Raw genomic sequence first — 13,515 nt, forward strand, 5'->3', positions numbered from 1 at the left:
TTCGATTTAAAAGGAGAGAAAAAACAGCATGTCAACAAGAGATTTATCCGTTTTAATAAGTGTTGTCCTCATTGTGGCGATGCTGGTGATTCCATTTCCTCCATGGCTGTTAAGTATTTTGATCATTATTAATATTTCTCTTGCGTTGATCGTGCTTCTCACCACAATGAATATGCAGGAAGCGCTTCAGTTTTCGATTTTTCCGTCACTGTTGCTGCTTTTGACCCTATTTCGTTTGGGCTTGAACGTCTCAACTACCCGTTCAATTCTTTCACACGGTGAAGGAGGGAAAGTCGTCGAGACTTTCGGAAATTTCGTTGTCGGCGGAAATGTATTAGTTGGACTCGTTGTATTTATCATCCTTATTATTATTCAGTTTATCGTCATTACAAAAGGTGCTGAACGTGTTTCCGAGGTTGCAGCAAGGTTTACGCTGGACGCAATGCCGGGGAAGCAGATGAGTATTGATGCTGATTTAAACGCAGGGATGATTACCGAACAGGAAGCGAAGCATCGCCGCGAAAAAGTGGCAAGAGAAGCAGACTTTTATGGAGCAATGGACGGTGCCAGTAAATTTGTAAAAGGTGACGCCATTGCCGGAATCATCATTGTGATGATCAATATTATTTTCGGAATCGTGATCGGAATGCTTCAGCAGGGCATGTCCATTCAAGAGGCTGCTTCACACTTTACGATGCTGACTGTAGGGGATGGAATTGTTTCGCAAATCCCGGCACTGTTAATTTCTACGGCTACGGGTATTGTGGTCACAAGAGCTGCCTCTGAAGGAAACTTAGGGCATGACATTACAGGCCAGCTGTTTGCGTATCCAAAGCTTTTATACGTCGCAGCAGCTACGATCATGCTTTTAGGTATTTTCACTCCGATCGGCATCCTTCTGACGGGGCCGCTTGCGGGATTGCTTGCTTTTGGCGCATATACACTATCTAAATCAGGTAAGGAAAAAGAAGAAGTGGATGAGATTCTTGAGGAAGAGGCTGAGGTGGACGAGCTAAAAAGCCCTGAAAGTGTTGTTCAGCTTCTGCATATAGATCCGATAGAATTTGAGTTTGGATATGGCCTGATACCGCTTGCTGATGCCAATCAAGGCGGTGATTTATTAGACCGAATTGTTATGATACGCCGTCAGTTGGCTTTGGAACTCGGCCTTGTCATTCCTGTCGTGCGAATCAGAGATAATATAGCGTTGCAGCCTAATGAATACCGATTGAAAATTAAAGGAAACGAAGTAGCAAAAGGCGAGCTGTTGCTTGATCATTATTTAGCGATGTCGCCTACTCCTGAGGACGATCTCATTGAAGGGATTGAAACAGTGGAGCCTTCATTCGGGCTGCCGGCTAAATGGATTAGCGAAGCGGTAAAGGATGAAGCCGATATGCTTGGTTATACAGTAGTTGATCCTGCATCAGTCGTTTCAACGCATATTACGGAGAAAATTAAGCAGCATGCCCACGAATTGATCGGAAGGCAGGAGACAAAACAGCTGATCGATCACTTGAAAGACACGTATCCAGTCCTGGTTGAAGAGGTTACGCCGAATCCATTGTCTGTCGGTGATATTCAGAAAGTGCTTGCTAAGCTTTTAAAAGAAAAAGTTTCAATTCGAAACTTAGTAACGATTTTTGAAACACTTGCTGACTATGGGAAATTAACAACAGATTCTGATCTCTTGACAGAGTATACAAGACAAGCGCTTGCTAAACAAATTACAGCCCAGTTTGCCAAAGAAAATGAAGTGTTGAAGGTTGTTACTTGTTCCGGCCGTGTAGAAAAAGCAATAGCAGACGGTGTGCAGCAGACGGAACACGGGAACTATTTATCACTTGAACCAGATATTTCAGAAAGTATAGTGCGCTCTGTCGCTAAAGAAGCTGAACAGCTCTCATTACGTCAGGAAACCGCGATTCTTCTTTGCTCGCCGCCTGTCAGAATGTATGTGAAGCAGCTTCTGGAACGGTACTTCCCTGATCTTCCGGTACTCTCTTATAACGAACTTGAGGCGAATGTTGAGGTACAAAGCATTGGAGTGGTGGATATTTAATGAAAATAAAAAAATTTACTGCTGCTTCAATGCAAGAAGCGGCACTTCTCATCAGAAAAGAGTTAGGTAATGAAGCGGTCATATTAAATTCAAAAAAAATTAAAAAGCGAAAATGGTTTGGCCTCGTCAACAAGCCTGCTGTTGAAGTAATCGCTGTATTGGATCAGGACTTTCTTGAGAAAAAAACGCCTCAGAAGGCAGCTGAACCGAAACAAACATTAAAAACTCCGGTCAGCAGTCCGAAAATAGAGGAGAGAACATATCCCCCTCAAATTCCGGCGCAACAGGAGCTAGGTGATTTTTCAGCATATCAATCTGTACTTCCTGAGCCGCTGCGAAAAGCAGAAAAGCTTTTGCAAGAAACAGGGATCAAAGAGTCTACGAAAACGAACACTCTGAAAAAATTGCTTCGCTTCTCTGTTGAAGCAGGCGGCTTGACTGAAGAAAATGTTGTCGGCAAACTTCAGGAAATACTATGCGATATGCTGCCCTCAGCAGACAAGTGGCAGGAGCCAATTCATTCAAAATATATCGTTCTCTTTGGTTCAACAGGGGCTGGTAAAACAACTACACTGGCTAAACTCGCAGCCATATCTATGCTTGAAAAACATAAAAAAATCGCTTTTATTACAACAGATACGTATCGTATTGCAGCTGTTGAACAGTTGAAAACATACGCTGAACTGCTGCAGGCTCCTCTGGAAGTTTGCTATACAAAAGAAGAATTTCAGCAGGCGAAGGAGTTATTTTCTGAGTATGATCATGTGTTTGTTGATACAGCCGGAAGAAACTTCAAGGACCCGCAATACATTGATGAACTGAAAGAAACGATTCCTTTTGAGAGCAGCATTCAGTCATTTCTTGTTTTATCCGCGACTGCAAAATATGAAGATATGAAGCATATTGTCAAACGGTTTTCATCCGTCCCTGTCAATCAGTATATTTTTACGAAAATAGATGAAACGACTTCCTTAGGTTCTGTATTTAATATACTGGCAGAATCAAAAATAGGTGTCGGGTTTATGACAAACGGACAGAATGTGCCTGAGGATATACAGACTGTATCTCCACTTGGTTTTGTGAGGATGCTGTGCAGATGAACAGATATGACCAAGCAGCAACTTTACGGGCGAAAATGGAAAAACGTGAGCGCGTTCTGCCAATGGTTTATTCACAAAAAGCGAAGACACTTGCTGTCATCAGCGGCAAGGGCGGTGTCGGAAAATCCAATATTACCTTAAATATGGCACTTGCGCTGCAGGATAAAGGTAAGAAGGTGCTGCTCATCGACCTTGATATCGGGATGGGGAACATTGATATATTAATAGGAAATTCATCGTCTGCCACGATAATTGATGTTTTAACCGATCGTAAGCCTTTGCTCCAGTCATTATCCATTGGCCCAAAGGGTTTGCGGTATATATCAGGGGGAACCGGTCTTGATGTGATGTTTCAGCTCGATCAGAGAAAATGGACGTTTTTTGCCAATGAACTTTCTCATGCATTAAGCCAGTTCGATTATGTGCTGTTTGATATGGGAGCGGGCTTATCAAAAGATCAACTGCCTTTTATTTTATCAGCAGAAGATATTTTGATTATAACAACTCCCGAGCCGACGGCCATTATGGACGCATACAGCGCTGTCAAGCACTTGGTTTTGACAGAAAATAAGCTTTCAATGAAGGTGGCTGTCAATCGGTGCCGTGACCAAAAGGAAGGGCTTGACGCTTTTGCCCGCCTCTCCCGTACAATTCATATGTTTTTGGATGTTCAGGTTCAGTTTGCCGGTTCCGTTTCTGACGATGTGATCGTGAGCAAAGCGGTTGTCGAACAGGTTCCTTTTTTCATAAAAGACCCTCAGGCAAAAGCCAGCCGGTCAGTCCGTATTTTAGCGGACGCCTTGTTTGGAAGAGAAGAAACGAGACACAAAGAAGACAAACAGACATTTATTGAGAAATTATCTTCTTTTTTAATGAGGAGGGCTTAATTTGATTCGTGTGCTTGTAGTTGATGATTCAGCTTTTATGAGAAAAATGATAAGTGATTTTCTGACCGAGGAAAAGCAGATAGAAGTAATCGGAACTGCGAGAAACGGAGAAGAAGCGCTTAAGAAGATTGAATTATTAAAACCGGATGTTATTACTCTTGATGTTGAAATGCCGGTCATGAATGGGACAGATACGCTCCGCAAAATTATTGAGATTTATAACTTGCCGGTCATTATGGTGTCTAGCCAGACCGAGAAAGGTAAAGAATGCACAATTAATTGTTTGGAGATCGGTGCCTTTGACTTTATCACAAAGCCATCAGGCTCAATATCTCTGGATCTATACAAAATTAAAGAACAATTAGTTGAGCGTGTCGTCGCGGCAGGACTTTCCGGCAAGCGGAAACGTCCTGTTTCCCAGACAGTTCGGCCCGAACCTATTGTGCGTGCTGTCGTTAAGCCTGAATTAAGCAAACCGAAACCTGGCACGGGCAGACAAATTGTGTGTATCGGCACATCAACAGGCGGTCCACGAGCGTTACAAAAGGTGATACCGAAGCTCCCTAAAGATTTGAACGCACCAGTGGTTGTCGTTCAGCACATGCCTGAGGGGTTTACTGCTTCTTTGGCTGATCGGCTGAATCATTTATCTGACATTCAGGTAAAAGAAGCAAAAGATGGTGAAGCAGCTCTTAACGGCTGTGTTTACATAGCACCGGGCGGAAAAAACATATCCGTTATTAAAAACAGCGAAGGACTCCAGGTTGTGCTTGATAACCATGACACACCAAGCCGTCATAAACCATCTGCTGATTATTTATTCCGTTCTGTCGGGAAACTGACAGATTATGAAAAAGTAGCGGTTATCATGACCGGAATGGGCAGTGACGGCACTGCTGGGCTAAAGGACATGCTAACAGCCGGCAATGTGAAAGCCATTGCGGAGTCTGAAGAATCTTGTGTCGTATACGGGATGCCAAAAGCTGCTGTTAAAGCGGGTCTCATTCATGAGATTAAACATGTGGAAGATATCGCAGCATCCATCACAAGCTGTGTGAAAAAAGAGAGGGTGTGATTCAAATGGATATGAATCAGTATTTAGATGTCTTTATTGATGAGAGTAAAGAACATTTACAAACATGTAATGAAAAGCTTCTTCTTTTAGAGAAAGACCCGACTGATCTTCAGCTCGTACATGATATATTCAGGGCTGCCCATACATTAAAAGGAATGAGCGCAACGATGGGCTACACGGATTTAGCACATCTTACCCATCTGCTTGAAAACGTGCTGGATGCAATCCGAAACGGAGACATGGAAGTCACCTCAGACTGGCTGGATATTTTGTTTGAAGCTCTGGATCACCTGGAAGCAATGGTTCAGTCTATTATTGATGGCGGGGATGGTAAAAGAGATATCTCAGAAGTGAGTGCCAAGCTTGATGTGAATGGTGCACACGCTGAATCCGCTGCCTCCGCTGAACCTGCAGAAGCACAGAGTTCAGCATCTGATTGGGAATATGATGAATTTGAACGCACAGTTATACAAGAAGCGGAGGAGCAAGGCTTCAAACGATATGAAATCAAGATTTCTCTGAACGAAAACTGTATGTTAAAAGCAGTTCGTGTCTATATGGTGTTTGAAAAACTAAATGAAGTCGGAGAAGTAGCCAAAACAATTCCAAGTGCTGAAGTGCTTGAAACAGAAGATTTTGGAACTGACTTTCAAGTTTGTTTCTTAACACATCAATCAGCGGAAGACATTGAACAATTAATCAATGGCGTGTCGGAAATTGAGCATGTTGAAGTCATTCAAGGGGCTCCTTTAACATCAGCTGAAAAGCCTGAAGAATCTAAGCAAGAAGATTCACCAGCAGCAGCTGTACCTGCGAAGCAGGAGAAACAAAAACAGCCTGCTAAAAACGATGAACAGGCGAAGCATTCAGCCGGCGGATCTAAAACAATTCGTGTCAACATTGACAGGCTTGATTCTTTAATGAACTTATTTGAAGAGCTTGTCATTGACCGCGGGCGTCTCGAGCAGATTGCGAAAGAGCTTGAGCACAATGAACTGACTGAAACGGTTGAACGAATGACGAGAATTTCCGGAGATTTGCAATCGATTATTCTGAATATGAGAATGGTCCCGGTTGAAACTGTTTTTAACAGATTCCCGAGAATGATTCGCCAGCTTCAGAAAGAGCTGAATAAAAAAATTGAACTCTCGATCATCGGTGCGGAAACTGAACTTGATCGTACAGTAATTGATGAAATCGGAGATCCACTCGTTCACTTGATCAGAAACAGTATTGACCATGGTATCGAGGCGCCGGAAACACGTTTGCAAAAGGGAAAACCGGAATCAGGAAAAGTTGTGCTTAAAGCTTATCACAGCGGCAACCATGTCTTTATCGAAGTAGAGGATGACGGCGCAGGCCTTAATCGCAAAAAAATTCTGGAAAAAGCGCTTGAGCGCGGGGTCATAACGGAAAAAGAAGCTGAAACCTTAGAAGACAACCAAATTTACGAATTGATTTTTGCTCCGGGGTTCTCAACTGCTGACCAAATTTCTGATATTTCCGGCCGCGGTGTAGGACTTGACGTTGTAAAAAACAAACTGGAGTCTCTTGGCGGTTCAGTCAGTGTGAAATCAGCCGAGGGTCAAGGCTCTCTATTCAGCATCCAGCTGCCGCTTACCTTGTCTATTATTTCAGTTCTGCTGATTAAGTTGGAAGAAGAGACATTTGCCATTCCGATTTCTTCAATCATTGAGACAGCAGTTATTGACAGAAAAGACATTTTGCAAACGCATGACCGTGAAGTGATTGACTTTAGAGGGCATATTGTCCCTGTCGTTTATTTAAAAGAAGAGTTTAAAATAGAAGATACAAGAAAAGATGCGGAACAGCTCCATATCATTGTCGTGAAAAAAGGCGACAAACCTACTGCATTTGTGGTGGACTCCTTTATTGGCCAGCAGGAAGTTGTGCTGAAATCACTCGGAGATTATTTAACAAACGTCTTTGCAATTTCCGGAGCTACTATTTTAGGAGACGGAGAAGTAGCGCTCATTATTGATTGTAATGCACTGATTATTTAACCATTCGAGGAGGTGTCTCACATGACTGCAGAAATTAAAACAGGCGAAAAAATGATAGTCTTTATGGTAAATGGCAAAGAATATGCCATTTCCGTCACTCAGGTGAAATCAATTGAAAAATGGCAAAAGCCAACGAGGGTACCTGGCGTCGAACCATATATTTGCGGGGTAATCAATTTACGCGGGGTGGTGACTCCGGTTATTGATTTAAGAAAACGCCTGAATTTGCCAGAGTATGAAATTACAGATGAAACACGAATTATCATTATTGCTTATCGTGATATTGAAGTCGGCTGGATTGTGGATGAAGCGAATGATGTGATTACCGTACACGAAAGTGAAATAGAATCTGCTCCAGAAGGCGTTCAGAAAGATACGGATGTGTCGATCGAACAGATTGTGAAACAAGAGAACAGACTCTTAAATATTATTGATGCGAACGCGGTTTTGGATAAAGAATCATCTCAGTCCGCTGTGCCCGATCAAGCTTAATCTTAAAGGGGTTATGACATGAGTATTTTTAATGGAATCAAAGAAGAGCAGATGGACATTTTGCGGGAAGTCGGCAATATAGGCGCCGGCCACTCCGCCTCTGCAATGGCCCAGCTGTTAAATAGAAAGATAGATATGGAAGTCCCATTTGCAAAGCTGCTGTCTTTTGATGAGCTTGTTGATTTTTTCGGCGGCGCCGATGTCCCGGTTGCCAGCATCTTTTTAAGAATGGAAGGCGATTTAACGGGTTCAATGTTCTTTATAATGCCTTTTTTTCAGGCGGAGCAGTTTATCAGAGAGCTGATTGGAAACCCCGATTTTGACATAGAGGACTTAGGTGAAGACCACATGAGCTCATCCGCTTTGCATGAACTGGGCAATATTTTAGCGGGGTCATATTTAACAGCTTTGGCGGATTTGACGAAACTCCAGCTCTATCCAAGTGTTCCTGAAGTCTCTTTGGACATGTTCGGAGCAGTGATCAGCGAAGGGCTGATGGAGCTCAGTCAGGTTGGAGAACACGCCATTGTTGTCGACACGTCAATTTTTGACCAAAGCCATCAGCAGGAGCTGAAAGCGCATATGTTTATGCTGCCGGACTATGATTCATTTGAAAAGCTCTTTGTCGCCTTAGGTGCATCATTATGAGTACAACTGAGGCTGTTGTTATAAAGGTTGGGATTGCTGACGTGAAGATCGCCCGCTTCCCGGATACCATCCGGACCTCTGGTTTGGGCTCATGTGTGGGGCTGGTGCTTTATGATAAAGAAAAGCAAACGGCGGGTCTTGTTCATGTCATGCTTCCGGATTCGACGTTATCGAAAACTGCCGAGCTCAACCGGGCTAAGTACGCTGACACCGCCGTACAGACCACGATTGATATGCTGATAGAAGCGGGATGCCGGAAATTTGCATTAAAAGCAAAGCTGGCCGGCGGATCAGAGATGTTTAAATTTAAATCGACAAATGATTTGATGAAGATCGGACCGAGAAATGTATTAGCGATAAAAGAACAGCTGTCTTTATTTAATATTCCTATTATTAGTGAAGATACGGGCGGCTCAAGCGGCCGGACGATAGAATTTGAACCGAAGTCCTGCATGCTGCATATTCGAACTGTTAAACAAGGTGAAAAAACGATTTAATTAAGGTATTAGGGGGATAACAATGCAATCCTTGAATTATGAAGATCAGGTGCTTTGGACGCGCTGGAAAGAGTGGAAAGATCCTAAAGCCGGTGACGACTTAATGCGCCGTTACATGCCGCTTGTCACATATCATGTAGGCAGAATTTCTGTCGGACTGCCGAAATCAGTGCATAAAGACGATCTTATGAGCCTTGGTATGCTTGGTTTATATGATGCCCTTGAAAAATTTGACCCCAGCCGGGACTTAAAATTTGATACCTACGCCTCGTTTAGAATTCGCGGCGCAATCATAGACGGGCTTCGTAAAGAAGATTGGCTGCCCAGAACCTCGCGCGAAAAAACAAAAAAGGTTGAAGCAGCAATTGAAAAACTTGAACAGCGGTATCTTCGGAATGTATCGCCCGCGGAAATTGCAGAGGAACTCGGAATGACGGTACAGGATGTCGTGTCAACAATGAATGAAGGTTTTTTTGCAAATCTGCTGTCAATTGATGAAAAGCTCCATGATCAAGATGACGGGGAAAACATTCAAGTCATGATCAGAGATGACAAAAATGTTCCGCCTGAAGAAAAGATTATGAAGGATGAACTGGTTGCACAGCTTGCGGAAAAAATTCACGAACTCTCTGAAAAAGAACAGCTGGTTGTCAGTTTGTTCTACAAAGAGGAGTTGACACTGACAGAAATCGGACAAGTATTAAATCTTTCTACGTCCCGCATATCTCAGATCCATTCAAAGGCATTATTTAAATTAAAGAATCTGCTGGAAAAAGTGATACAATAATGAATTTCATGGTTAGCGAGTGAAAAACATGTCAACACTATTATGGCTTTTAAGCTTTACGCTCCACGGCGTTCTTCTGTACGCTGTCATTATCCTGTATACGAGGCTCGCTGCAGTGAAAGAAACAGAAAAACAGCAAAAACAGATACTTGAAGAGACGGAAAACACCTTGGCGGCATTTCTGCTTGAATTAAAAGAAGAAAATGAGAAACTGATAGAAAATAAAGCTTCATCTGCAAGTCAATCAGATGAAGAATCCCAAAAGCCAGGCCTTCAGACCTCTGAAACATATCAAGAGCGGGATCCAGTCCAAGAGGCAGAGAATCTTCCTGAACATATTGAAGGTCTGATTACAGAGGTTGACCGTCGGGAAGAGCTCGTAAACAGTGAGGTCCAATCATTTGAAGACCAGGTCATAGAATTATATGAACAGGGATATTCGGCAAGTCAAATTGCCCAGATAATGAAGAGCGGAAAGACAGAAATCGAGCTATTTTTAAAATTTCGCTCCAAAGGTGTAAAGGATTCTTGATTGTCGGATAAAGCTGTGTTATATTATGTCTTGGTGTTAAATACACACGCTTAACGATTTATGCAGAGGGTGCTGCAGGCGGCAGTTCTGCACAAAAATGACCTAAGCGGAGGAAAAAAACCATTATATTAGGAGGAAATAACATGTCAGTCATTTCTATGAAGCAATTGCTTGAAGCTGGTGTTCACTTCGGTCACCAAACACGCCGTTGGAACCCAAAAATGAAGCGTTACATTTTCACGGAGCGTAACGGAATCTACATCATTGACCTTCAAAAAACAGTCAAAAAAGTAGAGGAAGCTTACAACTTCACTAAAAATCTTGCTGCTGAAGGCGGAAAAATCCTTTTCGTCGGAACAAAAAAACAAGCTCAAGATTCTGTTAAAGAAGAAGCTCAACGCTCTGGCATGTACTATGTCAACCAACGCTGGTTGGGCGGTACATTAACAAACTTCGAAACAATCCAAAAACGTATTAAACGTCTTAAAGACATTGAAAAAATGCAAGAAAACGGTACGTTTGATGTACTTCCTAAAAAAGAAGTCGTTCAATTGAAAAAAGAATTAGAGCGTCTTGAAAAATTCCTAGGCGGAATTAAAGATATGAAGGATCTTCCTGATGCATTATTCATCATCGATCCTCGCAAAGAGCGCATCGCTGTTGCGGAAGCTCGCAAATTAAACATCCCTATCATCGGTATCGTAGATACTAACTGTGATCCAGATGAAATCGATGTTGTTATCCCAGCGAACGATGACGCTATCCGCGCTGTTAAACTTCTAACTTCTAAAATGGCAGATGCAATCTTAGAAGCGAAGCAAGGCGAAGAAGAAGCGGAAGTTGCTGAAGAAACTGCACCAGAAACAGAAACAACAACTGCGTAACCTATTCAAAAGGTGATAAGAGGGACTGCCTTTTATCACCTTTTTTCAAGAAAAATGTGTAATATACATACTCTTGTTTAAACATATAAGGAGGAATACAAATGGCAATTACTGCACAGCAAGTAAAAGAACTGCGTGAAAAAACTGGCGCGGGCATGATGGATTGTAAAAAAGCGTTAACTGAAACTGACGGAGATATGGACAAAGCAATTGACCTTTTAAGAGAAAAAGGGATTGCAAAAGCAGCGAAAAAAGCTGACCGTATCGCAGCAGAAGGTTCTACTCTTATTAAAACTGACGGCAACAAAGGCGTTATCCTAGAAGTAAACTCTGAAACTGATTTCGTTGCGAAAAACGAAGGTTTTAAAGAGCTTCTTAACACTTTAGCTGACCACCTTCTTGCAAACACGCCAGCTGATGTTGAAGAAGCAATGGGCCAAAAAATGGAAAATGGCTCAACTGTTGAAGAGTATATCACAAGCGCAGTTGCTAAAATCGGTGAGAAAATCACTCTTCGCCGCTTTACAGTTCTCACAAAAGACGACAGCTCTGCATTCGGTGCGTACCTTCACATGGGCGGCCGCATCGGTGTATTAACTGTTCTCAACGGTACAACTGATGAAGAAACTGCGAAAGATATCGCAATGCACGTTGCTGCAGTTAACCCTCGTTACATTTCTCGTGATCAAGTATCTGAAGAAGAAACAAATCATGAGCGTCAAATCTTAACTCAGCAAGCCCTCCAAGAAGGCAAACCTGAAAACATCGTAGCGAAAATGGTTGAAGGCCGTCTGAACAAATTCTTCGAAGAAATTTGTCTATTAGACCAAGCGTTCGTTAAAAACCCAGATGAAAAAGTGAAACAAGTTATTGCAGCGAAAAACGCTACTGTTCAAACTTTTGTCCGCTATGAAGTTGGAGAAGGCATCGAAAAACGTCAAGAAAACTTTGCTGAAGAAGTAATGAACCAAGTGAAAAAATAATGGTGAAAAGATTTCGCGGCTAAGTCGCGTCTTTTCAGGCAGTATAGGGGACACATTTTGTGTTCCCTATTTTTAAAACTATATTTACAAACCTTTTTTTCTCTTGCATAATAGAAAACGGCAATGTTTACACTTGGAGGTTATCATGGAAAAACCAAAATACAAACGTATCGTATTAAAGCTTAGCGGGGAAGCATTGGCAGGAGAACAGGGAAATGGAATTAACCCGACTGTCATTCAATCCATTGCAAAGCAAGTGAAGGAAATCGCTGAGCTTGAAGTCGAAGTGGCTGTTGTAGTAGGCGGCGGCAACTTATGGCGCGGAAAAACAGGAAGTGACCTGGGCATGGACCGCGCGACTGCTGACTATATGGGAATGCTGGCGACAGTAATGAATTCGCTTGCTCTTCAAGACAGCTTGGAAACACTCGGAATCCAGTCCAGAGTGCAAACATCCATTGAAATGAGACAAGTTGCTGAACCGTACATAAGAAGAAAAGCGATACGCCACTTAGAGAAAAAACGTGTCGTTATTTTCGCTGCGGGCACAGGAAACCCATATTTCTCAACTGATACGACAGCTGCACTGCGGGCTGCTGAAATTGAGGCAGACGTTATTTTAATGGCTAAAAATAACGTTGACGGTGTGTATAATGCTGATCCTAGAAAAGATGAATCAGCTGTTAAGTATGAATCACTTTCTTATCTTGACGTTCTTAAAGACGGCCTGGAAGTCATGGATTCAACAGCTTCCTCTTTATGCATGGACAATGACATTCCGCTTATCGTCTTTTCTATTATGGAAGAAGGAAATATCAAACGTGCCGTTATCGGTGAATCAATCGGAACGATCGTGAGGGGGAAATAACGTGTCAAAAGAAGTATTAACTCAAACAAAAGAAAAAATGGAAAAAGCAATTGCTGCTTATCAGCGCGAATTGGCTACTGTACGCGCAGGCCGTGCAAATCCATCATTATTAGATAAAGTAACGGTTGAATATTACGGAGCGCAGACACCTTTAAATCAGTTGTCTTCTATTAACGTGCCTGAAGCTCGTATGCTCGTTATCACACCATACGACAAAACAGCAATCGGCGATATCGAAAAAGCGATTTTAAAAGCTGATTTAGGTCTTACACCAACAAGTGACGGCAATATGATTCGAATTGCAATTCCGGCACTAACAGAAGAGAGACGGAAAGAATTAGTGAAAGTTGTAAAAAAATACGCTGAAGAAGCAAAAGTAGCTGTTCGTAACGTTCGCCGTGATGCTAACGATGATCTCAAAAAACTTGAGAAAAACGGAGACATTACTGAGGATGAACTGCGTGCTTCCACTGAAGACGTTCAAAAACTGACAGATGAATATGTGTCAAAAATTGACAGTGTCACAAAAGACAAAGAAAAAGAAATCATGGAAGTTTAATGAAAAACTATGTACAATAGATAATAGTGAAAAGACCCTCTCATGTTTACAGGGGGTTTTTTTGTTAATACTGTTGATTACATTGATTATCAGCAGGGAATGTAACCTTTTTGGGTG

At 42.3% G+C, this 13,515-nt stretch carries 14 protein-coding genes; all 14 read left to right on the top strand.

Going from position 1 to position 13,515, the window contains the following annotated elements:
• Positions 1 to 28: 28 nt before the first annotated feature.
• The 14 genes from flhA (at position 29) to frr (ending at position 13,398) form a co-directional block, all read left to right on the top strand.
• On the top strand, positions 29 to 2,062 hold the full coding sequence (gene flhA, locus KXZ66_RS08760) for a flagellar biosynthesis protein FlhA (RefSeq protein ID WP_043940115.1): 2,034 nt from the start codon (positions 29 to 31) through the stop codon (positions 2,060 to 2,062).
• Positions 2,062 to 3,162 carry a flagellar biosynthesis GTPase FlhF gene (gene flhF / locus KXZ66_RS08765; RefSeq protein ID WP_003231945.1) on the top strand — a complete coding sequence of 367 codons (1,101 nt, stop codon included), beginning with the start codon at positions 2,062 to 2,064 and terminating at the stop codon, positions 3,160 to 3,162. Before flhA ends, flhF begins: the two co-directional genes overlap by 1 nt.
• Positions 3,153 to 4,049: a flagellum location/number ATPase FlhG gene (gene flhG / locus KXZ66_RS08770; RefSeq protein ID WP_219144874.1), complete on the top strand. Its 897-nt coding sequence runs from the start codon at positions 3,153 to 3,155 to the stop codon at positions 4,047 to 4,049. The genes flhF and flhG overlap by 10 nt, the downstream gene beginning before the upstream one ends.
• Before the next feature lies 1 nt (position 4,050).
• Entirely contained in the window at positions 4,051 to 5,124 is a 1,074-nt protein-coding gene (gene cheB, locus KXZ66_RS08775; RefSeq protein ID WP_003245823.1) for a protein-glutamate O-methylesterase CheB, read from the top strand.
• A 5-nt stretch (positions 5,125 to 5,129) separates the two neighbouring features.
• The gene (gene cheA / locus KXZ66_RS08780; RefSeq protein ID WP_014476817.1) at positions 5,130 to 7,148 is read left to right on the top strand and encodes a chemotaxis protein CheA; all 2,019 of its coding nucleotides are present in this window, start codon (positions 5,130 to 5,132) and stop codon (positions 7,146 to 7,148) included.
• 21 nt (positions 7,149 to 7,169) lie between these two features.
• Positions 7,170 to 7,640: a chemotaxis protein CheW gene (gene cheW, locus KXZ66_RS08785; protein WP_003231938.1), complete on the top strand. Its 471-nt coding sequence runs from the start codon at positions 7,170 to 7,172 to the stop codon at positions 7,638 to 7,640.
• Positions 7,641 to 7,658: 18 nt separating this feature from the next.
• Positions 7,659 to 8,288 carry a CheY-P phosphatase CheC gene (gene cheC / locus KXZ66_RS08790; protein WP_003231935.1) on the top strand — a complete coding sequence of 210 codons (630 nt, stop codon included), beginning with the start codon at positions 7,659 to 7,661 and terminating at the stop codon, positions 8,286 to 8,288.
• Positions 8,285 to 8,785, top strand: a complete 501-nt coding sequence (cheD, locus tag KXZ66_RS08795; protein WP_003244852.1) for a chemoreceptor glutamine deamidase CheD — start codon at positions 8,285 to 8,287, stop codon at positions 8,783 to 8,785. The genes cheC and cheD overlap by 4 nt, the downstream gene beginning before the upstream one ends.
• Positions 8,786 to 8,807: 22 nt before the next feature.
• A complete protein-coding gene (sigD, locus tag KXZ66_RS08800; RefSeq protein ID WP_032725704.1) occupies positions 8,808 to 9,572 on the top strand; it encodes an RNA polymerase sigma-28 factor SigD in 765 nt (254 codons plus the stop codon).
• A gap of 28 nt (positions 9,573 to 9,600) precedes the next feature.
• A complete protein-coding gene (gene swrB, locus KXZ66_RS08805) occupies positions 9,601 to 10,104 on the top strand; it encodes a swarming motility protein SwrB (protein WP_077670736.1) in 504 nt (167 codons plus the stop codon).
• A 143-nt stretch (positions 10,105 to 10,247) separates the two neighbouring features.
• A complete protein-coding gene (gene rpsB, locus KXZ66_RS08810; protein ID WP_003220918.1) occupies positions 10,248 to 10,988 on the top strand; it encodes a 30S ribosomal protein S2 in 741 nt (246 codons plus the stop codon).
• Positions 10,989 to 11,089: 101 nt separating this feature from the next.
• Positions 11,090 to 11,971, top strand: coding sequence for a translation elongation factor Ts (gene tsf, locus KXZ66_RS08815; protein ID WP_003231929.1), 882 nt, complete (start codon positions 11,090 to 11,092; stop codon positions 11,969 to 11,971).
• 145 nt (positions 11,972 to 12,116) lie between these two features.
• Positions 12,117 to 12,839 (top strand): UMP kinase, encoded by a 723-nt coding sequence (gene pyrH, locus KXZ66_RS08820; RefSeq protein WP_003220923.1) that lies wholly within the window; start codon positions 12,117 to 12,119, stop codon positions 12,837 to 12,839.
• A 1-nt stretch (position 12,840) separates the two neighbouring features.
• Complete coding sequence (frr, locus tag KXZ66_RS08825; protein WP_003231927.1) at positions 12,841 to 13,398, top strand: ribosome recycling factor; 558 nt, start codon at positions 12,841 to 12,843, stop codon at positions 13,396 to 13,398.
• Positions 13,399 to 13,515 lie beyond the last annotated feature (117 nt).

This window comes from Bacillus sp. LJBS17, from assembly GCF_019334685.1.
Classification (GTDB): Bacteria; Bacillota; Bacilli; order Bacillales; family Bacillaceae; genus Bacillus; species Bacillus subtilis.

Coding starts and splice junctions, on each gene's coding strand:
- flhF (WP_003231945.1), top strand. CDS start 2,062: ATGAAAATAAAAAAATTTACTGCTGCTTCAATGCAAGAAGCGGCACTT.
- rpsB (WP_003220918.1), top strand. CDS start 10,248: ATGTCAGTCATTTCTATGAAGCAATTGCTTGAAGCTGGTGTTCACTTC.
- cheD (WP_003244852.1), top strand. CDS start 8,285: ATGAGTACAACTGAGGCTGTTGTTATAAAGGTTGGGATTGCTGACGTG.
- cheA (WP_014476817.1), top strand. CDS start 5,130: ATGGATATGAATCAGTATTTAGATGTCTTTATTGATGAGAGTAAAGAA.
- flhA (WP_043940115.1), top strand. CDS start 29: ATGTCAACAAGAGATTTATCCGTTTTAATAAGTGTTGTCCTCATTGTG.
- cheW (WP_003231938.1), top strand. CDS start 7,170: ATGACTGCAGAAATTAAAACAGGCGAAAAAATGATAGTCTTTATGGTA.
- pyrH (WP_003220923.1), top strand. CDS start 12,117: ATGGAAAAACCAAAATACAAACGTATCGTATTAAAGCTTAGCGGGGAA.
- swrB (WP_077670736.1), top strand. CDS start 9,601: ATGTCAACACTATTATGGCTTTTAAGCTTTACGCTCCACGGCGTTCTT.
- tsf (WP_003231929.1), top strand. CDS start 11,090: ATGGCAATTACTGCACAGCAAGTAAAAGAACTGCGTGAAAAAACTGGC.
- cheC (WP_003231935.1), top strand. CDS start 7,659: ATGAGTATTTTTAATGGAATCAAAGAAGAGCAGATGGACATTTTGCGG.
- sigD (WP_032725704.1), top strand. CDS start 8,808: ATGCAATCCTTGAATTATGAAGATCAGGTGCTTTGGACGCGCTGGAAA.